This is a genomic window from Pandoraea sp. B-6, from assembly GCF_000282835.1.
Lineage (GTDB): Bacteria > Pseudomonadota > Gammaproteobacteria > Burkholderiales > Burkholderiaceae > Pandoraea > Pandoraea cepalis.
Window position 1 is genome coordinate 1,515 of record NZ_KB290539.1, and the last position, 20,006, is coordinate 21,520.

19 protein-coding genes and 1 pseudogene are annotated in these 20,006 nt (G+C 63.8%); 13 read left to right on the top strand and 7 right to left on the bottom strand.

The features are described 5' to 3' along the window. The 3 genes and pseudogenes from A985_RS29410 to A985_RS0116845 form a co-directional block, all read left to right on the top strand. Positions 1 to 63: pseudogene (locus tag A985_RS29410) on the top strand (S26 family signal peptidase); the annotation flags it as partial. Then, positions 60 to 515: a hypothetical protein gene (locus tag A985_RS0116840; protein WP_026132065.1), complete on the top strand. Its 456-nt coding sequence runs from the start codon at positions 60 to 62 to the stop codon at positions 513 to 515. The pseudogene A985_RS29410 and the gene A985_RS0116840, both read left to right, overlap by 4 nt. After that, positions 512 to 2,479 carry a relaxase/mobilization nuclease and DUF3363 domain-containing protein gene (locus tag A985_RS0116845; RefSeq protein WP_008642578.1) on the top strand — a complete coding sequence of 656 codons (1,968 nt, stop codon included), beginning with the start codon at positions 512 to 514 and terminating at the stop codon, positions 2,477 to 2,479. The genes A985_RS0116840 and A985_RS0116845 overlap by 4 nt, the downstream gene beginning before the upstream one ends. Positions 2,480 to 2,525: 46 nt before the next feature. On the opposite strand, the gene A985_RS0116850 is transcribed toward A985_RS0116845, so the two are convergent. The 7 genes from A985_RS0116850 to A985_RS0116880 are packed head-to-tail and all read right to left on the bottom strand — an operon-like array spanning position 2,526 to position 10,059. Further along, positions 2,526 to 3,314, bottom strand: a complete 789-nt coding sequence (locus tag A985_RS0116850; RefSeq protein WP_008642579.1) for an enoyl-CoA hydratase/isomerase family protein — start codon at positions 3,312 to 3,314, stop codon at positions 2,526 to 2,528. Between the two features lie 31 nt (positions 3,315 to 3,345). After that, positions 3,346 to 4,128, bottom strand: coding sequence for an SDR family NAD(P)-dependent oxidoreductase (locus tag A985_RS0116855; RefSeq protein WP_008642580.1), 783 nt, complete (start codon positions 4,126 to 4,128; stop codon positions 3,346 to 3,348). A 30-nt stretch (positions 4,129 to 4,158) separates the two neighbouring features. Next, positions 4,159 to 4,959, bottom strand: a complete 801-nt coding sequence (locus A985_RS0116860) for an enoyl-CoA hydratase/isomerase family protein (protein WP_008642581.1) — start codon at positions 4,957 to 4,959, stop codon at positions 4,159 to 4,161. Then, a complete protein-coding gene (locus A985_RS0116865; protein ID WP_008642583.1) occupies positions 4,956 to 6,137 on the bottom strand; it encodes a thiolase family protein in 1,182 nt (393 codons plus the stop codon). The genes A985_RS0116860 and A985_RS0116865 overlap by 4 nt, the downstream gene beginning before the upstream one ends. Before the next feature lie 27 nt (positions 6,138 to 6,164). Next, the gene (locus A985_RS0116870) at positions 6,165 to 7,841 is read right to left on the bottom strand and encodes a long-chain-fatty-acid--CoA ligase (protein ID WP_008642585.1); all 1,677 of its coding nucleotides are present in this window, start codon (positions 7,839 to 7,841) and stop codon (positions 6,165 to 6,167) included. Positions 7,842 to 7,852: 11 nt separating this feature from the next. Next, complete coding sequence (locus tag A985_RS0116875; RefSeq protein ID WP_008642587.1) at positions 7,853 to 8,911, bottom strand: CaiB/BaiF CoA-transferase family protein; 1,059 nt, start codon at positions 8,909 to 8,911, stop codon at positions 7,853 to 7,855. Between the two features lie 2 nt (positions 8,912 to 8,913). Beyond that, on the bottom strand, positions 8,914 to 10,059 hold the full coding sequence (locus A985_RS0116880; RefSeq protein WP_008642589.1) for an acyl-CoA dehydrogenase family protein: 1,146 nt from the start codon (positions 10,057 to 10,059) through the stop codon (positions 8,914 to 8,916). A 193-nt stretch (positions 10,060 to 10,252) separates the two neighbouring features. On the opposite strand from A985_RS0116880, the gene A985_RS0116885 reads away from it, so the two are divergent. The 10 genes from A985_RS0116885 to A985_RS0116925 all read left to right on the top strand — a co-directional run bounded on the left by A985_RS0116885 (position 10,253) and on the right by A985_RS0116925 (position 19,987). After that, on the top strand, positions 10,253 to 11,293 hold the full coding sequence (locus A985_RS0116885; protein ID WP_008642592.1) for an AraC family transcriptional regulator: 1,041 nt from the start codon (positions 10,253 to 10,255) through the stop codon (positions 11,291 to 11,293). A gap of 305 nt (positions 11,294 to 11,598) precedes the next feature. Continuing rightward, positions 11,599 to 12,648, top strand: a complete 1,050-nt coding sequence (locus A985_RS0116890) for an MBL fold metallo-hydrolase (protein WP_021025934.1) — start codon at positions 11,599 to 11,601, stop codon at positions 12,646 to 12,648. Positions 12,649 to 13,047: 399 nt separating this feature from the next. Next, positions 13,048 to 14,415, top strand: coding sequence for an MFS transporter (locus tag A985_RS0116895; protein ID WP_017234568.1), 1,368 nt, complete (start codon positions 13,048 to 13,050; stop codon positions 14,413 to 14,415). Positions 14,416 to 14,439: 24 nt separating this feature from the next. Then, on the top strand, positions 14,440 to 16,224 hold the full coding sequence (locus tag A985_RS0116900; protein WP_008642602.1) for an acyl-CoA dehydrogenase: 1,785 nt from the start codon (positions 14,440 to 14,442) through the stop codon (positions 16,222 to 16,224). A gap of 12 nt (positions 16,225 to 16,236) precedes the next feature. Further along, on the top strand, positions 16,237 to 16,707 hold the full coding sequence (locus tag A985_RS0116905; RefSeq protein WP_008642609.1) for a MaoC family dehydratase: 471 nt from the start codon (positions 16,237 to 16,239) through the stop codon (positions 16,705 to 16,707). A 21-nt stretch (positions 16,708 to 16,728) separates the two neighbouring features. Then, on the top strand, positions 16,729 to 17,478 hold the full coding sequence (locus A985_RS0116910; RefSeq protein ID WP_008642611.1) for an electron transfer flavoprotein subunit beta/FixA family protein: 750 nt from the start codon (positions 16,729 to 16,731) through the stop codon (positions 17,476 to 17,478). Between the two features lie 34 nt (positions 17,479 to 17,512). Beyond that, positions 17,513 to 18,445 carry an electron transfer flavoprotein subunit alpha/FixB family protein gene (locus A985_RS0116915; RefSeq protein ID WP_008642612.1) on the top strand — a complete coding sequence of 311 codons (933 nt, stop codon included), beginning with the start codon at positions 17,513 to 17,515 and terminating at the stop codon, positions 18,443 to 18,445. Between the two features lie 14 nt (positions 18,446 to 18,459). Next, positions 18,460 to 18,660, top strand: a complete 201-nt coding sequence (locus A985_RS28260) for a hypothetical protein (RefSeq protein WP_124988613.1) — start codon at positions 18,460 to 18,462, stop codon at positions 18,658 to 18,660. Between the two features lie 159 nt (positions 18,661 to 18,819). Further along, complete coding sequence (locus tag A985_RS0116920) at positions 18,820 to 19,731, top strand: LysR family transcriptional regulator (RefSeq protein ID WP_008642614.1); 912 nt, start codon at positions 18,820 to 18,822, stop codon at positions 19,729 to 19,731. Between the two features lie 25 nt (positions 19,732 to 19,756). Beyond that, entirely contained in the window at positions 19,757 to 19,987 is a 231-nt protein-coding gene (locus A985_RS0116925) for an EexN family lipoprotein (RefSeq protein ID WP_008642615.1), read from the top strand. The last annotated feature ends 19 nt before the right edge of the window (positions 19,988 to 20,006 follow it).

Here is a 20,006-nt window from a genome sequence, read left to right on the forward strand (position 1 = left end):
CCGGTCAGCGCAGCTGCCGTGATCGGCGTTGCGCGTCCGGTCTGGCTGGAGTCGCGCCCATGATGGCCGCCGATTCGCTGCACGCTGCCGTGCATCTCATCGTGCCATCGGGCGTGTCGTGCTGCTGGCCGTCGCTGTGTCGTTGCGCGTGCAGTGCGAGCGCATCCGCGCCGCACTTCGCGCTGCCTTCGGCGCAGCCATCCAACGTGCAGGCGTCTTGCCTCGAACGCGCCCGGCCAGTGGCCGTGTTTGCGTTCGCCGGCGCGCTGGCTGCTCGTGCAGCAGCGCCGCCGGGCCGCCGCTGCCCGGAGCGTCAGCGAGGGGCAAAGGCGGAAGGCAAGATTGAAGGGCGCGGCACCACGGCGCGCGCAAAGCCAGTCTGCACGTGGGTTGGGGGCGGCACTCGCCACAAGGTGGCTTCGTGCCGCCAGCAGCCCCAAGGCCTTGCGGGCATTGGGAATACCGTGTGCCGCATGCGCTCGGGCGCGATGGGCTTGGTGGGGACTGCATCATGAGCCAGCGCGGAAATCCCGGTGACGATGACCGTTTTCGCGTGCGGCCCAGCAAGCCCAGGCAGCGCGGCGACACCTTCATTGCCCAGGTGCTGCGCCAGACGAGCAAGGCCGCTGGCGTCTCTGGCCGGGGGCGCAAGACCACCGGCAAGCCCCCCGGTTCGCGCCTGGGGCGCGGTCATGTCGCAGCCCGCTTCACGGGCCAGTCGTTGACGGCGCTTTCTCGCCGGGCCACGGTCAAGGTGCGGCTGGTGTATTTGCAGCAGGCCAGCGGCCGCTCCACCGTGCAGCACCTGCGCTACATCGAGCGCGAAGGCGTGGACCGCCAGGGTGGACAGGGCCGTGCCTATGGCGCCATCACCGACGAGGCGGACACGGCCGCCTTCGAGGAGCGTGGCAAGGGCGACCGCCACCAGTTCCGCTTCATCGTCTCGCCCGAGGATGCGGAGCAGCTCGAAGACCTGCGCACCTACACCCGGCACCTGATGCAGCGCATGGAGGCCGACCTGGGCACCCGCCTGGATTGGGTGGCGGTCGATCACTGGAATACCGACAACCCGCACACCCATGTCGTGCTGTGCGGCAAGGACGACACTGGCAAGGATCTCATCATTTCGCAGGAGTACATCACCCGCGGCATGCGCGAGCGGGCGATGGAACTGGCCACCGAATGGCTGGGGCCGCGCACCGAGCTGGAGATCCAGCGCACCCTAGCCCGCGAAGTGGAACAGGAGCGGTGGACGAGCCTGGATCGCACCCTCCAGCGCGAGGCGGTGGACGGCCTGGTGAAGGTCGAGCGCTTCAACGAACCCAAACTGCAACGCCAGCGTCTGCTGCTGGTCGGGCGCTTGCAGCGGCTTCAACGCATGGGGCTTGCCACGCAGACCCAGCCCGGCACTTGGGCCGTGCATGCCGATGCCGAGAAAACCTTGCGGGCCATGGGAGAACGTGGCGACATCATCCGCACCATGCAGCGCGCGATGGGCGGCAAGCAGCGTGACCTGGCCGTGTTCCAACCGGGCGAGGATGGACACTCCATCATCGGCCGCGTGGCGGGCAAAGGACTGGCCGACGAACTGTACGACCGGGGCTATCTGGTGGTCGATGGCATCGACGGCAAGGCCCACTATGTGGCGCTGCCGCCCAGGACGGAACTGGAGCAGTACCCCATGAGCGCAGTGGTCGAGGTGAAAGGCTCCGCCGAGGTGCGCGCAGCGGACAAGACCATCACCGCGCTGGCGACCAATGGGCTGTACCGCACCGACCATCACTTGGCCATTGCACAAGGCCAGGCCAAGGATGGCCGCGACCCGCATGAAGTGGTTGCGGCCCATGTCCGCCGCCTTGAAGCCCTGCGCCGAGCGGGCATCGTGGAGCGCGTCGCTGAGGGACTATGGAAGGTGCCCGGTGACTTGCCTGAGCGTGGCCGCCAGTACGACGCGCAGCGCCTGGGCGGCGTGGCCGTGGAGCTGAAATCGCACCTGCCCATCGAGCGGCAGGCCCGCGTGATCGGTGCCACCTGGCTGGATCAGCAGTTGATCGGCGGCGGCTCCGGTCTGGGTGACCTGGGCTTTGGCGGCGAGGCCAAGCAGGCGCTACAGCAGCGCGCCGATTTCCTGGCCGAACAGGGACTGGCCGAGCGGCGCGGCCAGCGCGTGATCCTGGCGCGCAATCTGCTGGGCGCGTTGCGCAATCGGGAAGTGGCGCAGGCCGCGAAGGACATTGCCGCTGATACGGGCTTGGAGCATCGTCCGGTAGCTGAGGGGCAGCGCGTGGCGGGTATCTACCGCCGCAGCCTCATGCTGGCCAGCGGGCGCTACGCGATGCTGGATGACGGTATGGGGTTCAGCCTGGTGCCGTGGAAGCCGGTCATCGAACAACGACTCGGCATGCTGATTTCTGCACAGATACATGGTGGCACTGTATCCTGGCAAATCCGACGCCAGTTGGGTTTATCCATTACCTGACGCCAACGGCAATTGAACTCCACCAACTGGATGCGTCTACAACCGTTCAGCGTCCGGTAAACTGAGGCACTCGCTTTGCGACGAACGCGTGGACCGCTTCCAGCGAATCCGTGGTTTTCGAGGCCCGATTCATTTCGGCCGCCTCTAACCTCAATGAGGTCACCAGACCGCTCTCGAAGGCAGCAAGTTGCAGGCGCTTGGCGCCCGCATAACCATGCGTAGGACCGGTCGAGAATTGCACCGTCATGCGCTGCGCTTCGTCCAGCAGGCTCTCGCCCGGAACTACTTTCTCGACCAATCCCCAGGCCAAGGCTTCATCCGAACCGACCACGCGGTTGGTCAGGATCATGTCGCGTGCGCGTCGTCCGCCCACTGCGCGCGGCAGGAGCCAGCTGATGCCGAAATCCCCCGCGTATCCAAGGCCGGTGTGGGCCGCCACGAATTTCGTCCCACTTGCGGCAATCAGGTAGTCAGAGGCCAATGCTAGTCCGAGGCCGCCTCCAGCGACCGCGCCTTGTACGGCGCAGACCACCGGGAATGGCAGGCTGGCGAATTGAGGAATCATGCGTTCGACCACCCTCAATTCGTCATCGACCAAGGTAGACAACGCTTCGCCTGCTGCCGCCATTTCGTCGATGTCGCCGCCGCAACTGAACATCCGGCCCTCGCCGCGCAGCAGCAAAGCGCGAATCGAGCCGTCACGTTCGACGTCTGCAATGACGCCAGCTAGCACGTTGACGACAGACGTGCTCAGCGCATTCTTTTTCTGAGGCGCATTGAGTGTGATGGTCGCAACAGCACCATGCTTTTCGAGAATGACAGAATTTTCGGACATGACGCTTCCTGATGGGCCAAGATTTCAGGCGTCAGCGCGGCGCCATGCGAATAGCGCCATCCACCCGAATGGACTCGGCGTTCATGTAGCCGCAGGTGACGAGAAACTCGACGGCCTGCGCGAATTCATCGGGATCGCCCAAACGCTTGGGAAAGGGCACGCTGGCCGCCAGCGCCTGCTTGACGTTGTCCGGCAGGCCCAGCAGCAATGGTGTTCCGAAGATCCCCGGCATGATGGTGTTGACCCGGATCCCTTCGTCCATCATGTCGCGCGCAATCGGCAAGGCCATGCCCACGATGGCAGCCTTACTGGCAGCATAGCTGGCCTGGCCAACCTGGCCATCCTGTGCGGCGGCCGACGCAGTGTTGACGATGGCGCCGCGGTCGCCATCGGCCAGCGGCGCGAGCGTCAACATGCCCGCGGCTGACTTGGCGATGCAGCGGAAGGTGCCCACTAGGTTGATCTGAATGATGCGATTGAAACGATCTGTTGGGCATGGGCGGATTTCGCCGGTTTTCTTGTCGCGGCTGACCGTCTTGACGGCATCGGCAGTACCGGCGCAGTTGACCAGAATGCGTTCCTGTCCAATGGCCGCGCGGGCCTTGGCGAAGGCGGCGTCCACTTGCTCCTCGGACGTCACGTCCACGTTGCAGTAAACACCGTCAAGTTCGCTGGCCAACGCCTGGCCGATGGCTTCGTTCATGTCAAAGATGGCGACTTTGACACCATGGCTGGCCAAGCGCCTGGCCGTGGCAGCTCCTAGGCCGGAAGCGCCCCCGGTGATGACGGCGGAGATGTCGGAATTGAGTTGCATGATTTTTGCTCGATGGATGAGAGACAGGCGCTATTGGCCCGTGAAGTGGGGGAGGCGCTTGCCGAGGAATGCGGCTTGCCCCTCCAGGTTGTCGGCCGAATGCAAAGCGACGAGGAAATTACGCTTCTCATGCTCCAGGCCTTGCGCGAGCGGAGTTTCAAAGCTGGCCAGTGCCGCATCTTTCGCCAGTGCCACGGCCAGCGGCGAATTGGATGCAATCCGGTTGGCCATCGCCAACGCCGTCGGCAGGGCCTGGCCGTCAGCCGTCACCTCGGCGACCATGCCCGCATCGCAGGCTTTGCGGGCGTCGATGAAATCGCCGGTCAGCAGCAGGGCCATAGCCTTGGACTTGCCGATGGCATGGATCAGACGCTGGGTGCCCCCGGCCCCGGGAATGGCGCCCAGCTTGACTTCAGGCACGCCGAACTTGGTGGACTCGCCAGCGATAGCAATGTCACAGGCCAACGCCAGTTCCGTGCCGCCGCCCAGCGCGAGCTTTTCCACGGCTGCGATGACGGGCTTAGGGAAGCGCTCCAGTTCCGCCCAGAAGTGGCCACCTGCCGCCGCACGGTCGCCCAGCAGCGGTTCGGCGCGCAGAGAGTCGAAGGCCGTGATGTCGGCCCCTGCACAAAACACGCCCTCGGCGCCGGTGATGATGACCGCGCGTACGGCATCGTCGTCGCGCAGTTGCACGAGCTGTGCACGCAGGCCATCGAATACTGCGCGGTTCAAGCTGTTCTTCGCGCGCGGGCGGTTGATGATCAAGGTGACGATGGCGCCTTCGCGGCTGACGAGCACTTCGCTGGCTTCGCTCATGGTGGCCTCGTTCATGCCAGGCGCTCGATGATGGTGGTGTTGGCCGTGCCCGAAGCCTCGCAGATGGTCTGCAAGCCATAGCGGCCGCCTCGGCGCTCCAGCTCGCACAGCAGGTCGGTGAGCATGCGCGCGCCAGTGGAGCCCAGCGGATGGCCGATGGCCACCGAGCCGCCATTGACGTTGAGGCGGTCGTCCGGAATGCCGAATTCCTGCTGGAACATCAGCGGCACGCCGCCGAATGCCTCATTGACTTCAAACAGGTCGATGTCGGCCGGGGTCAGCCCCGATTCCTTCAACGCCTTGCGGGTGGCATCGAGCACAGCAGTGAACTGGATGACAGGGTCGGCTGCCGCCACTGCGGTGCTGACGAAGCGCGCACGCGGCTTCAGGCCGTGCTGCTGGGCGTAGGCGCGGCTGGCGATCAGCAGCGCGGCGGCGCCGTCGCTGATCTGCGAGGAGTTAGCAGCCGTTGTAGCGCCGTCTGCGGCAAACACGGGCTTAAGCGTAGCCATCTTCTCGGGGTTGGGGTCGGCGCGCATGCCCTCGTCGGCGGTGACGAGCGGGCTGTCTGGGTCGGTCGGATCCTCATGCAGCCGCACGAGTTGGTCTTGGACACGACCAGCCCGCGAAGCCTCAATGGCGCGCCGATGGCTGCGCACGGCGAAGGCGTCCAGCGCCTCGCGCGTGAGGCCGAAGCGCTTGTTCATCAACTCCGACGAAGCGCCTTGCGGTATCAGCGGGTTGCCCTGGTAGCGCGCCAGCTCACGCGGGCTGTATTGCGCGCCGAGCGGCGCGCCGGGCTTGAATGACGGCGGCATGGGCGCCTGCGACATCGACTCTACCCCGGCGCCGATGGCCAGTTGGTAGGCGCCCGCTTGAATACCGTGCACGACAAAGCTCACCGCCTGCTGGCCGGAGCCGCATTGCCGGTCGACCGTCACCGCCGGGACGGATTCTGGCAGCCCCGCCGCCAGCACGGCATGCCGGCCCAGATTGCCGTGCTGCTGGTCCCACTGCAGCACGCAACCGACGATCACATCGTCCAGATCGGCGGGGTTGATGCCGGAGCGCTCGACCAGCTGACGCAGCGTCTCACCCAGCAGATCAACGGGGTGCCATTTCTGCAAGCGCCCGCCGCGCTTGCCCACGGGGGTGCGCAGCGCACCGACGATGACGGGTTCATGGTCATTCATGTTGTTTTCCTGTAGCAAAAGGTTGGCTCACTCGGCGTAGCGGTCCGCATGCTCAACGCGTATGCGCTTCTTGTCGAGCTTGCCGACGCTGGTCTTGGGGATGGCTTCGACGAACAGAACCTGGTCCGGCAACTGCCACTTGGCGAACGCGCTGCTCAGGTGTTCCTGCAGTTGTTCCTGGGTCGCCTGCTGACCGGGCTTCAGCACCACCAGGGCCAGCGGCCGTTCCTGCCACTTAGCATGCGGAATGCCGACCACTGCGGCGTCACGCACAGCCGGATGGCCCATGAGCAGGTTCTCCATGTCAATGGATGAGATCCATTCACCGCCGCTCTTGATCACGTCCTTGATGCGGTCGGTAACCTTGAGGTAGCCGTTCTCGTCCACCGTGCCGACATCGCCCGAGCGCCACCAGCCGCCCTCCAGGAAGCGGTCGCCTGAATCCGGCATGTCGTGATAGCTGGTCGTGATCCAGGGGCCGCGCAGGCAGATCTCGCCAGCCGACTGTCCGTCGTGCGGGAGGTCCTGGTCGTCTGCATCGAGAATGCGGATGTCCACCCCGGTAAGGATCAGGCCCTGCTTGCGCTTGAGGTTCCACTGCTCGTCCTGGGTCAGGCGCTTCTTGAGCGTGGACTTGAGGCGGTTGACCGCCACCAGCGTCGTGGCTTCGGTGGCGCCGTAGCCGTGCACCACCTCGGCACCCGTCAGTTCGTAAAAGCCGATCATCATCGACAGAGGTGGCTCGGTGGCGCCGGACAGCATGCGCATGCGGCTGAAGTCCGGCTTGACCGGCAACGTCTCGATGTACTGCAGCATAGGCTGGAAGATGGCCGGTGCGCCGTTGGTGATGGTCACGCCCTCGGCGATCATGGTGTCGACCAATGGCTTGGTGTCCTCGGCGGCGTAGCGGCCCGGCAGCACGATCTTGTCGCCCAGCAGCGTGGCCGCCTGCGGCAGGCCCCAGCACTGCCCGTGGAACATGGGCGTGATGAGCATGACGCAGTCGTCCAGCGTCATGCCCATGTTGGTGGCCATGCCCGTGGAATGCAGGTAGATGCCGCGGTGCGAGTAGTACACGCCCTTGGGCTTGCCCGTGGTGCCGGTGGTGTAGCAGGCGCTGTAAGCCGAGGTTTCGTCGATCTCGGGCCAGTCGATCTTGGCGTCGGCGGCGGCCAGCAGGTCTTCGTAGTGCAGCAGCGGCGCCAGCGTGGTCTTGACCTGGTCCAGCGGCTTTTCGGTCATAACGATCCAGCCCTTGATCTGGGGCGAGTTCGCTGCGACGGATTCGGCAATAGGCAGCAATGATTCGTCCACGCAAACGTAGGACACGTCGCTATGGCCGACAACGTAGCCCAGGTCCTCGGGGCCCAGGCGCAGGTTCATCTGCAGCATGACCGCGCCCAGGCCGGGGATGGACCAGTACAGCTCGAAGTGGCGCCGGCTGTTCCAGTCCAGGACGCCGACCCGGTCGCCCGGCTCGACGCCGAGCGCGCGCAGCGCATTGGCGCTGCGGCAGACGCGTGCGTAGCAGTCGGCATAGGTGTAGCGGTCCCAGCCGCCGCCGGGTGTGCGATACACGATCTCCTGATCCCCATGGGTGCGTGCAGCGTGGCGGATCAGCGTCGTGGTGTTCAGTTGGCGCTCGTTGCCCGTGGTGGACGGGCAGCCGCGGACAGGCTTGGTGGGCTGGACGGTTTCGGTCATGTGCTTGTCTCCTAGGTAGTTGTGTCGAGTGCCTGGAACCGTGGGGCCGGGGCCGCTTCGATGGCGCCGGAGGGGGTGATCTGGTAGATGCCCCGTGCCGCGTTATGCGGATGCTGCACCGACTCGGCGAGGCTGAGCACGGGTGCAAAGCAAGCGTCGCTGCCTTCGAGCAGCGCGCACCAGTGCGCTCGGGGCTGGCTGCGGATGAGGGCTGCGATGCGCTCTTTCAGCGCCGGCCACGTTGCCGTGTCGTACTGGTCGGCAGGCTCCACGTCCGCCAGGCCCAGCTTCGACAGCAGCAAGGCGTAGAAAGGCGGCTCGATCGCGCCGAGGCTGATGAAGCCGCCGTCGGCGCAGGCGTACACGTCATAAAACGGCGAATCGTGAAACGGACTCGGCTGCGCGCCATCGATCTGCCCATTGGCGCGAATCCAGTGCACCAGGGTGCCCAGCATTGCCACGATGTCAACGATGGCGGCGTCCACGACCCGGCCGCGGCCGGTGGCGCGCGCATCGACCAGCGCGCAGGCGACGCCGAAAGCCATGCCCAGCGCCCCGGCCGCGTCCCCGAGTACCGTGGGCGGAACGATGGGCGCTTGCCCTTTGTGTGCCGACAGCGACAGCAGGCCGGTCAGCGCGACGTAGTTCATGTCGTGTCCGGCGGCCTGGGCGAGCGGGCCGTCCTGGCCCCAGCCCGTCATGCGGCCGTAGACCAGCCTGGGGTTGCGCGCCGCACACTCGGCGGGGCCGAAGCCCAACCGTTCCATCACACCGGGGCGAAAGCCTTCGATCAAGGCGTCTGCCTGAGCGATCAGGTCCAGGGCACGCGCCTTGCCTTCGGGCGACTTCAGGTCGATGACCTCGACCGTCTTGCCGCGGCGCAGCGGGTTCTCCACCGCCCCGCCCAGCCGCCGCGCCGCAGCGGCCTGCTCGGCGCGTGTCAGCGTAATCACCTCGGCGCCCATGTCAGCTAGCATCCTGGCGGCCAGCGGGCCTGGCCCTATGCCCTCGAACTCCACCACGCGGACGCCGTGCAGCGGCATCTGCAGCGTATGCAACGTGTGCGACATGTTCACAGCTTCCTCGAAACCAGGTCTTTCAGGACCTCGTTGGCGCCGCCATAGATCTTCTGCACTCGCGAAGCGGCATACATCCGCGCGATCGGGTACTCGGCCATGTAGCCGTAGCCGCCGAACAATTGGAGGCATTCGTCCACCACGCGGCACTGCTGCTCGGTGCACCACCACTTGGCCATATAGGCGGCCTCGTTATCCAGCGTGCCGTCCAACAGGCGCTGGGTGCAGTCGTTGACGAAGCTGCGCACCACATGCGCGGTAGTGGCCACCTCAGCCAGTTTCTGGCGCGTGAGCTGCATATCGAAGAGGGGCGCACCGAAGGCCTTGCGCTGCTTCGTGTACTCCACCGTGACGGCCAGTGCCTGCTCGATAGTGGCGGCCGCCGGCACGGCAATGAGCATGCGCTCGTAGGGCAACGCGCCCATCAACTGCCCGAAGCCCTTGCCTTCGACCTCGCCCAGCAGTTGGTCGGCTGGCACGCGCACGCCGTCGAAGAACAACTCCGCCGTGTCCGATGCCTGCATGCCGATCTTCTCCAGTAGTCGGCCAACGCGAAAGCCGGGCAGATTCTCGGTTTCCAGCACAAACAGCGACACCCCCTTGCTGCCCGCGCCGCTGGTGCGCGCCGCGACGATCAGCAGGTTGCCAGTGAAGCCGTTGGTGATGAAGGTTTTGGCGCCGTCGATCACGTAGTGGTCTCCGTCACGGCGGGCCCGGGTGGAAATGGCCTTTAGATCCGAGCCGCAACCCGGCTCGGTCATCGCGATGGCGGCCAGCATCTCGCCGTTCGTCACCTTGGGCAGCCAGCGCTGCTTTTGCGCTTCCGTGCCGAAGTCCAGGATGTAGTGCGAAGCGATGGTGTGCACCGCGATATTGACTGGCATCTCGGCCTTGGCTAGCTCGTCCTGCACCACCAACTGGTAGGCAAGGCTGGCGCCGGCGCCTCCATAGGTCTCGGGCATCTCGGGCAGCAGAAAGCTCATCTCGCCGAATGGACGCCAGACCTCGCGCGGGATGTAGCCCTGACGGCGCCATTCATCGAGCCGGGGCGTGAATTCGGCGGCAACGTAGCGGCGCACCTGCTCGCGAAATGCGTCGATCTCGCCGTCCATCCAGGCGTGGCGATAAAGCTGTGGCAACATGAGAGCGTCTCCTTATATGTTGGCTTCTGTCCCCGCATCGGACGTTCCGCGCAGTGCCACTGCCGAAATGTTTTGGGGATGACACAATCGTAGTAATTGGCCCTTGCAAGGGCGATGGCGGATTACCTCAATCAACTGACAATTAACTTCTTTCGGCCTATGCGACCGGCGTTGGCCCCTTAGATCACACGCCATGCTGGAACCCGTCTTAACCGCTCCCATCTTTGCCGTGCATGGCCTGCTGGACGGTGCGCGCGGCAAGGGGCTGGCCACGCCAGAATGGCTGGTAGGTGTGCTGGGGCGCGCGGGCATCAGTGAATCGCTGCTGGAGTTGGAGGAGTCGCGCGTGACCGTGGAGCAGTTCAACGCGCTGTTCATCGCCGTCAAGGACAGCCTGAACGACGAGTGCCTGGGCTACCTGCATGGGCGGCCGATGCGCCCGGGCAGCTTCGCACTGATGGTGCGCAGTGCGTTCACTGCCCACTCATTGTCGTTCGCCCTGCGCCGCCTGGGTGAATCCTTTGCTTTGCTGCAGGACGATGTGGCGCTAGTCCCCGTGACTGAGGGCAGGCTGACGGGTGTCGCGCTCGATATGCGTGGCGGCCCGGGCGCGCATGCCGACTTCCTGCACGCACATCTGCTGCGCGTGTTCTGGCGACTGCTGGTATGGCTGCACGGCGGCCGACTGGTGCCGCAGCGCTTCGACTTCAACTTTGCGCCGCCACCTCACGCGCAGAACTACCAACGCATCTTTTCCGGCACGTTGTGCTTTGGGCAGCCGCGCACGGCCGCCTGGTTCGACGCCGATGCCTTCAAACAGCCGGTGCGGCGCGATCGGGACGCGCTGCAGTCCTTCCTGCGCGCCACGCCAGGCAACGTGGTGGGGCCGTACCTGAACGAGCGCAGCGCCAGCGCGCGGGTCCGCATGGTGCTGCAGCGGGCCAGTCCCGAATGGCCTGATCTGGCCGTCACTGCGCAGCGCCTGCACATGTCGGTGAGTGCGTTGCAGAGGCACTTGGCCTCCGAGGGCACTTCTTTCCAGGCGCTAAAGGACCAACTGCGGCGCGACATGGCGATCGTACGCCTGACCAGCAGCGAAGCCTCGCTCGCCGCCATCGCCGCTGACCTGGGCTTCACCGACAGCACCGCCTTCCAACGCGCCTTCAAGGTCTGGACCGGCAGCGCGCCGGGAGCCTACCGTGCCCGCTCGCGCACCAAGCAGTACCTTACATAGAGGTATCCGACCAATTTCAGCTTGGCCGCCGAGGAGATCGGCGCCTTCATGGCTACCGGGGCCGTGGCCTGCTTCGGGCGAGGCTCTTGTGCGCTCAAGAGACTGTTGACCGCCGTTGGGGGTTGCACCGACGGCAGCGCAGTGACTGGCTGCGCCAGGACGCAGACGTTTTCCGTCAGCCTATCGAGGTCATTCGTCATTGTCACTTGTCAGTGCTGACCTTAAGCTAAAAATGAACTCGCACAGCATAAGAGTGATGGCTGTGCACCATTGAAGCGGCATTGCCAGAATGTAAACCAAGCATCATGACCGACGCAGCCCCGGCACTCTCGTATCCGTTCTCTCATCTCCCGCTGCCTGGTCAAGCCATTGAAATCAAGCCAGGTGTGCTGTGGCTACGCATGCCGCTGCCGTTTTCCCTGGATCACATCAACCTCTGGGTATTGAGCGATGGTTCTGGTTGGGCGGTCGTGGACACCGGAATTCGTAGCGTGGACGTAATGAACGCATGGTTCGCCTTGTTCGCTCCTCAGGGGCCGCTAGCAGGCCGTCCTGTCTCCCGTGTAATGGCGACGCACATGCACCCGGATCACGTGGGCATGGCGGGATGGTTGACACGTCGCTTCGAATGCGCGCTGTGGATGACACGAGACGAGTATTTAAGCTGTCGGGTGATGCTTGCCGATTCAGGGCGGGAAGCGCCAGTCGATGGTGTTCGCTTCTACCGGAGAGCCGGATGGAGCGACACCGAGGTCGATGAGTATCGCACTCGGTTTGGTGACTTCGGCAAAATGATTCATCCTTTGCCTGACAGCTTTGTACGGCTCACGGATGGTCAGATGTTGCGGATCGGGAATCAGGAATGGGAGGTCATTGTTGGCACAGGACATTCTCCCGAGCACGCGTGCTTTTACTCGCGCGAACTGGATTTGCTGATATCGGGAGATCAGGTTCTTCCCAGGATCAGTTCCAATACCTCCGTGTACGCCACCGAGCCGCATGCTAATCCTTTGCAGGGCTGGCTCGACTCCATCGACCGATTGCTGCAACGCGTACCTGGGAGCGTCTTGGTTCTGCCTGCCCACAACGAACCTTTCTATGGCCTGCACCTACGGTTGGAGCAACTACGTGCGAGCGCCGTGAAAGGCACAGACCGTGTCAGGCAACAACTTGCGCAGCCTTTAAGGGTCATCGACCTAGTTCGCGTCTTGTACCGTTCGTCCACTGTTGCGGAGCAAATGCACCTCAACCTCGCGACCGGAGAGACACTCGCCCACCTGAACTATCTCGACCAGCGTGGGGAAATCGTGTCTGCAGAGGATGAAGACGGCGCCATGCGCTATCGGCTCGCCTGATGCGCTAATTTGCCCTCAAGGATGTAGAAGCAACCCAATCAAGCCCAGTCATTGACTGGGTTCTTTGTGGGGGGGTGTTTCGAGAGCAATGGGTATTTGCACCAGCGCGCCGTGTATGGCCTTCGGTCCTTTGAACACCTTGTTTGCGAACTGGTCTTGAAGTGGCACCTTTCACAGATGCTCGACAGGGTTCATCTCAATTTTGCTTGACGCTTGACCTCTTGGCGCACTTGACGGGGCCCTCAGAAAGGGGCCGTTTGTCATTCGATCGGGGCGCTTCGTCATCGCGGATTGCTGCACCGGCACCTACGATTCCTTGCGTGCGCTGGACGATATGTAGCGGTGCGGCGATGACCGCCGTCCCCACGATCCGGAGCCAAGTTCAAAGGAGACAAACACGTGTGCCAAATCGACATGCAGAAGCTCGCCGACGACGCTCGCTTCAACCGCTTTCATGCCAAGGTGCTTCTATGGTGCCTGTTGATTCTCATCATTGACGGCTATGACATCGCCGTGGTGGGCATCGCCCTGCCGTCCATCATGCAGCAGATGGGCGTGAACGCATCGACTGCCGGTTTCATGGCCAGTTCGGCGCTGTTTGGCATGATGTTCGGTGCTATGGTTCTGGGCACGCTGTCCGACCGGATTGGTCGTCGCTGGGCCCTCTCCATTGGTGTCATGCTGTTCAGTGTGTTCACTGCGGCCGCCGGATTCACCAAGGACCCCATCAGCTTCAGCGTGGTGCGCTTCATTGCTGGCTTGGGGATTGGTGGCGTGCTCCCGGTCATCGTGGCACAGATGGTCGAGTATTCGCCCAAGAAGATCCGCAGCCTGATGACGGCACTGATGACTTCGGGCTACGCACTGGGCGGCATCCTGGCTGCGGTGCTGGGCAAGCAACTGATCGGCGAGTATGGCTGGCAGGCCGTGTTCATCGCGGCGGGGGTGCCCGTGCTGCTAGTTCCGTTCATCCTGAAGTTGGTGCCGGAGTCCATGACCTACCTGATCGCTCAGCGTCGCAATGGTGAGCTAGCCGAAGTGGCACGCCATCTCCAGCCGGGCGGCAAGCACCCGGCGGACGCCCAGTTCTTCGTGCCGGCAGCTGACCGCATGGCAGGTGCACCGGTTACCCGCCTTTTCCAGGACGGGCGGGGCCTGAGCACGGCGCTGTTCTGGGTCGCCTTCTTCTCGGGTCTGTTCATGGTCTATGCGCTCAGTAGCTGGCTGACCAAGCTGATGGCGATGGCTGGCTACAGCCTGGGGTCTGCCCTCAGCTTCGTGATCGCGCTGAATGTTGGCGCGATCATCGGTGCCGTGTGCGGCGGGTGGCTCGCCGACAAGTTCAACATCAAGTGGGTGCTGGTGGCGATGTATGCGCTGGGCGGCGTGCTGCTGTACCTGATGACGTTCCAGACCTTGACCGAGGTGCGCTATCTGATCATTGGCGCGGTCGGCGCCTGCACCACTGGTGCGCAACTGGTGGCCTATGCCTTCTGCGGGCAGTTCTACCCGATGTCCATCCGCTCGACCGGTATCGGCATGGCCTCCGGCGTAGGGCGCCTGGGTGCTATTGCGGCGCCTCTGCTGATCGGCCAGATCGTCGCACTGGAACTACCGCTGGAACAGAACTTCCTGGTGATCGGCGGTTTCGGAGTCCTCGGCGCAATCGCCCTGGCGTTTATCAAGTACGGCGGCCCGACGTCGGCGACTCCGCAAGAGGCCGTGCCAGAACTGCGCCCGTTGCAGCCGACACCGCAAAACGCTTGATCGCTACCATCAAAGGAGTCCGCCATGTCTGTCTATACCGCGCCCTTGCGCGACATGCTGTTCACGATGAAGGAAGTCGGAGGCCTGGAAGCGATCTGCGCCCAGCCCGGCCATGAAGAGACCACACCCGACCTGGTCGAGGCCATCCTGCAGGAGGCAGCCCACTATGCCGCCGGCGTGCTGGATTCACTCAACCGTACGGGCGATGTGCAGGGCGCGCGCTGGCACGATGGCGAGGTCACGCCCGCCGATGGCTTTCGCGAGGCCTGGTCCAGCTTCTGCGAGAACGGCTGGATTGGAATGCCGGCCTCCACAGAGTGGGGCGGTCAAGGACTGCCCACGCTGGTGTCCACCGCCGTGCTGGAGATGTGGAAATCGTCCAACCTGGCCTTCAGCCTGTGCCAGATGCTCACGCTCGGTGCCGTGGAGGCGATTGCCCACCACGGCAGCGAGGCGCTCAAGCAGCGCTTTCTGGAGCCCATGGTCGCCGGCCGCTGGACCGGCACCATGAATCTCACCGAGCCGCAGGCCGGATCCGATCTGGCCGCGCTGCGCAGCCGCGCCGTGCCCGAGGGGGATCACTACCGCATCAGCGGCAACAAGATCTTCATCACCTGGGGCGAGCACGACATGACCGAGAACATCGTGCACTTGGTGCTTGCCCGGCTGCCCGATGCGCCGCCGGGCGTGAAAGGCATCTCGCTGTTTCTGTGCCCGAAGTTCCTGGTCAATGACGACGGCTCCCTGGGCGAACGCAACGACCTGGCCTGCACCTCGATCGAGCACAAGCTGGGCATCCACGGCAGCCCCACGGCCTCTATGACTTTCGGCGACAACGGGGGCGCGATCGGTTATCTCGTCGGCGAGCCGCACCAGGGGCTGGCGTGCATGTTCACCATGATGAACCACGCACGGCTGAACGTCGGGCTGGAGGGCGTGGGCGTTTCCGAGCGTGCCTACCAGCATGCCCGGGCCTATGCGCTCGAGCGCGTGCAGGGCAAGCCGGCGCTGGCCGGCAGCAGCACCATCGCTGGCCACCCCGACGTGCGGCGCATGCTGATGGACATGAAGGCGCGCACCGAGGCCATGCGCGCGCTGGCCTATTTCTGTGCCGGCCAGATGGACCGCGCCGCCGGACACCCCGATGCGCAGGAGCGCGCGCAGGCACAGGCCCTGGTTGGCCTGCTGACGCCTGTGGTCAAAGGCTGGTGCACCGACAGCGCACAGGGCATCACCTCCGATGGCCTGCAGATTCATGGCGGCATGGGCTATATCGAGGAAACCGGGGCCGCGCAGTACTTCCGCGATGCCCGCATCACGACGATCTATGAAGGTACCACCGGCATCCAGGCCAACGACCTGATCGGCCGCAAGCTGGCACGCGAGGGGGGACGCACGCTGAAGGGCTTGTTGACACGTATCGACAGCGATGCGCGCCGGTTGATGGATGCGCGCGACCCGGAGCTCTCGTCCATCGGCGACGCGTTGATGAGAGCAGTTCGGGCTCTGGAGGACGGGGCTGACTGGCAGCTGGCCCACAGTGACGCGCAGCCGCAGGACTGCGCCGCGGGGGCGGTGCCTTTCCTGCGATTGGCGGGCACCGTGATCGGTGGCTGGCTGTCGGCGCGCATGGCCGAAGCCGCCACGGCGCAGTTGGCGGCGGATTCCAGCGATGCGGGCTTTCTGCGGGCCAAGCGCATCACGGCCAGCCACTATGCGACGCACATCCTGGTGGAGGCCTCCGCGCTGCGCGACATCGTGGTCCATGGCGCGGCCAGCACGTTGGCATTGTCGGACGACCAGCTCTGAGAGATATAGACGATGAACGACCTGAATGGCTACGACGTCGAGGATCTGCAGCCGGGCATGAACGCCTGCTTCTCGAAGACCATTACCGAAGCGGACATCGTGATGTTTGCTGGCGTCTCCGGCGATACCAATGCGGTACATCTCAACGAAGAGTTCGCGGCCACGACGCGATTTGGCGCACGCATCGCGCACGGCTTTCTGACGGCCAGCGTGATTTCTGCAGCGGTCGCAAACCGGCTGCCGGGGCCAGGTACGGTCTATCTGGGGCAGCAATTGCGCTTCAAGGTGCCTGTCAAACCGGGCGACACCGTTCATGCCGCGGTCACCGTACTGTCGGTGGAGGTGGCCAAGGCACGGGCAGTGCTGTCCACGGTCTGCCGAGTCAAGGACACCGTAGTCATCGAGGGCGAGGCAACGGTGATGATCACTTCGCGTGCGCAGCGCGCAGCAAGCGAGCTCCAGGCCATGCCCTCGGTGGCCTGAACCTCAATAGGAAATCCTCTCATGAAAATTCTCGTATCCGTAAAACGCGTGGTGGACTACAACGTCAAGGTGCGTGTGAAGTCCGACGGCAGCGGCGTGGACATCGCCAACGTCAAGATGAGCATGAACCCCTTCGACGAGATTGCTGTTGAGGAAGCCGTGCGCCTGAAAGAAAAAGGCGTGGTCACCGAAGTGATCGCCGTCTCCTGCGGCGTGGCCCAGTGCCAGGAAACGCTGCGCACTGCCATGGCCATCGGCGCCGACCGCGGCATCCTGGTCGAGACCAATGAAGAACTGCAGCCGCTGGCCGTGGCCAAGCTGCTCAAGGCTCTGATCGAAAAGGAACAGCCCGGCCTCGTGATCCTGGGCAAGCAGGCCATCGACGACGACTGCAACCAGACGGGTCAGATGCTGGCGGCGCTGGCCGACCTGCCGCAAGCCACCTTCGCCTCCAAGGTCGAGATCGCTGGCGACAAGGTGAACGTGACCCGCGAAGTGGACGGCGGCCTCGAAACCCTGGCGCTGAACATACCTGCGGTCATCACCACCGACCTGCGCCTGAACGAGCCGCGCTACGTCACGCTGCCCAACATCATGAAGGCCAAGAAGAAACAGCTGGACACCTTCAAGCCCGAGGAACTGGGCGTGGACGTGGCACCCCGCATCAAGACGCTGAAGGTCAGCGAGCCGCCCAAGCGCGGCGCCGGAGTCAAGGTGCCCGACGCGGCCACCCTCATTGACAAGCTCAAGAACGAAGCCAAGGTCATCTAAGGCTCATCACAACAACATCGAAAGGACACCAGCCATGACCGCACTCGTTATTGCAGATCACGACAACGCAAGCATCAAGAGCGCCACCCTCAACACCGTCACGGCCGCCAAGGCCTGCGTCGGTGACGTGCACGTGCTCGTCGCCGGCGAGAACGCCGCCGCCGCTGCTGCCGCCGCCGCCCAGATCGCTGGCGTCGCCAAGGTCATCCACGCCGACGGCGCGAGCCTGAAGCACGGCCTGGCCGAGAACATCGCCGCCCAGGTGCTGGCCATCGCGGGCAACTACAGCCACATCCTGTTCCCAGCCACCGCCGGCGGCAAGAACGTGGCCCCCCGCGTGGCCGCCAAGCTCGACGTGGCGCAGATCAGCGACATCACCAAGGTCGACGGCCCCGACACCTTCGAGCGCCCCATCTACGCCGGCAACGCCATCGCCACCGTGCAATCGGGCGACGCCACCAAGGTCATCACCGTGCGCGGCACTGGCTTCGACGCCGCGTCCGCCACCGGTGGCGCAGCAGCGGTCGAGACCGTCGCCGCCGTCGCCGACTCCGGCAAGAGCAGTTTCGTGGGTTCCGAGATCGTCAAGAGCGACCGTCCCGAGCTGACGGCCGCCAAGATCATCGTCTCGGGTGGCCGGGCGCTGGGCAGCGAAGAGAAGTTCAAGGAAGTCATCACCCCGCTGGCCGACAAGCTGGGCGCCGCCATCGGTGCCAGCCGCGCCGCGGTGGACGCGGGCTACGCCCCCAACGACCTGCAGGTCGGCCAGACCGGCAAGATCGTGGCGCCGCAGCTGTACATCGCCTGCGGCATCTCGGGCGCCATCCAGCACCTGGCGGGCATGAAGGACTCCAAGGTGATCGTGGCGATCAACAAGGACCCGGAGGCACCGATCTTCTCGGTGGCCGACTACGGGCTGGAGGCGGACCTGTTTGCCGCCGTGCCGGAGATGACAGCAATTATCTAAATAGGAGCATGACTATGGCCTTGCTGCGCCAGTATTTGTTCGAACTGCGAGCGGCCCTTGAGGCAGGCGCGGCAAGTTGCGATAGCCAAGAAGTGCCGAGTATATTGAATCCCTGTTTTACCGAAATTGCTGCTATCGATCCATCAACCATGGCGGAATCAAATGTGCTATTCAGACCATCTTCGATTGTCAACAAGGTACCACTAGTTCAATGAAGCGGGTCTTGTAGTAATCGCACTCAGTCGCTAACTCGCCGACAACGACTTACAGGCTCGATATATTGGTACATCGGCATTACGACCGGTATTCTCCGCCTTCAAAGTCCCAAGAATCCGGGGGGGGGCTTGCGTGTCGCAGGAATGGAAAATTTTCCAATGGAGCTTAGACATTTACGCTACTTTCTCACGGTCGCCGAGGAGCTTCACTTTGCTCGGGCTGCAGAAAAACTGCATATGGATCAGTCACCTCTATCCCGTGCCATCAAAGATCTGGAAGACGAACTAGGAGCAAAGCTATTCACCCGTACCACACGCAACATTCGACTGACTCATGCCGGCAAAGTATTTCTGGAGCGGGTTCCACGTATCTTTGAGGCACTGGAACAAGCGCGCGATGGTGCGAAATCGGCCGCCAGTGGGTTTCATGGCCAGTTGCGCATTGCCCTGTCCGACGGTATCACGCCATCGCGGCTGCCTGCCTTGCTGGCCCGTAGCCGCGAGGAAGAGCCCGAAGTAGAAATCCGCCTGTTCGAGGTACCACTGGATCAGCAGATCAGAGGCTTGCAAGAAGACCTGTACGACGCGGGCTTGTCTATGGCGGACGAGGTAGGCGACGGCATCGTGACGACTCCCGCGTGGGATGACGAATTGATGGTGGCGCTGTCTTTGCGCCACCCCTTGCTGGAGCACCGGCGCATTCCGCTGGAGATGGTGTTGCAGCAACGGTTGGTGCTCGGCGACCCGGCCGCATGCCAGGGGCATACTCGCCAGATAGACCGCATCCTGCAGAAGCGGGACGAGGAGTTGCAGATCCTCCAGCGCGTTGCCACCTTCGACGTGATGATGGCCCTGGTATCCGCAGGACTGGCGGTTGGTCTGGCAGGTGCAGCGCATATCGCATCCAGTAAAGAGCCTGGAGTCAAGGCCCGTCAGTTGGCGGGAACGCCACCCATGCTGACAACTTATCTGCTGCGTCGAGATACTGAACCGTCACCGATGCTGACCCGGTTCATTCAACGTGTCGTCACCATGGATTCGGCTGGTGCCGATAACGTGACCGATTCGTGAATCCGAAATCCAAAGGACGCTCGCCATGAACAAAATCGTGATGTCCGTGATTGCCGTTGTGATGACGGCCTGTGGTCCTGCCAATCCTACAGAGACAGTGGATGAGCTGGTGGCGAACCCCGCACGCATCAAGGAAATCCAGCGCCAATGCAAGGAAGATCGCGCGAAGATCGGCGATGAACTTTGCATGCGCGCAGCCGCAGCCGCCGAACGGCGCTTCTTCGGCGACAGGCCGGAGCAGAAGAAAGCCCCGTAGCCCACGCAAGGCGCACCGG

Excerpts from the sequence above, each read along its gene's own strand:
- A985_RS0116840 (WP_026132065.1), top strand. The coding sequence starts at position 60 with ATGATGGCCGCCGATTCGCTGCACGCTGCCGTGCATCTCATCGTGCCA.
- A985_RS0116845 (WP_008642578.1), top strand. The coding sequence starts at position 512 with ATGAGCCAGCGCGGAAATCCCGGTGACGATGACCGTTTTCGCGTGCGG.
- A985_RS0116850 (WP_008642579.1), bottom strand. The coding sequence starts at position 3,314 with ATGTCCGAAAATTCTGTCATTCTCGAAAAGCATGGTGCTGTTGCGACC.
- A985_RS0116855 (WP_008642580.1), bottom strand. The coding sequence starts at position 4,128 with ATGCAACTCAATTCCGACATCTCCGCCGTCATCACCGGGGGCGCTTCC.
- A985_RS0116860 (WP_008642581.1), bottom strand. The coding sequence starts at position 4,959 with ATGAACGAGGCCACCATGAGCGAAGCCAGCGAAGTGCTCGTCAGCCGC.
- A985_RS0116865 (WP_008642583.1), bottom strand. The coding sequence starts at position 6,137 with ATGAATGACCATGAACCCGTCATCGTCGGTGCGCTGCGCACCCCCGTG.
- A985_RS0116870 (WP_008642585.1), bottom strand. The coding sequence starts at position 7,841 with ATGACCGAAACCGTCCAGCCCACCAAGCCTGTCCGCGGCTGCCCGTCC.
- A985_RS0116875 (WP_008642587.1), bottom strand. The coding sequence starts at position 8,911 with ATGTCGCACACGTTGCATACGCTGCAGATGCCGCTGCACGGCGTCCGC.
- A985_RS0116880 (WP_008642589.1), bottom strand. The coding sequence starts at position 10,059 with ATGTTGCCACAGCTTTATCGCCACGCCTGGATGGACGGCGAGATCGAC.
- A985_RS0116885 (WP_008642592.1), top strand. The coding sequence starts at position 10,253 with ATGCTGGAACCCGTCTTAACCGCTCCCATCTTTGCCGTGCATGGCCTG.
- A985_RS0116890 (WP_021025934.1), top strand. The coding sequence starts at position 11,599 with ATGACCGACGCAGCCCCGGCACTCTCGTATCCGTTCTCTCATCTCCCG.
- A985_RS0116900 (WP_008642602.1), top strand. The coding sequence starts at position 14,440 with ATGTCTGTCTATACCGCGCCCTTGCGCGACATGCTGTTCACGATGAAG.
- A985_RS0116905 (WP_008642609.1), top strand. The coding sequence starts at position 16,237 with ATGAACGACCTGAATGGCTACGACGTCGAGGATCTGCAGCCGGGCATG.
- A985_RS0116910 (WP_008642611.1), top strand. The coding sequence starts at position 16,729 with ATGAAAATTCTCGTATCCGTAAAACGCGTGGTGGACTACAACGTCAAG.
- A985_RS0116915 (WP_008642612.1), top strand. The coding sequence starts at position 17,513 with ATGACCGCACTCGTTATTGCAGATCACGACAACGCAAGCATCAAGAGC.
- A985_RS28260 (WP_124988613.1), top strand. The coding sequence starts at position 18,460 with ATGGCCTTGCTGCGCCAGTATTTGTTCGAACTGCGAGCGGCCCTTGAG.
- A985_RS0116920 (WP_008642614.1), top strand. The coding sequence starts at position 18,820 with ATGGAGCTTAGACATTTACGCTACTTTCTCACGGTCGCCGAGGAGCTT.
- A985_RS0116925 (WP_008642615.1), top strand. The coding sequence starts at position 19,757 with ATGAACAAAATCGTGATGTCCGTGATTGCCGTTGTGATGACGGCCTGT.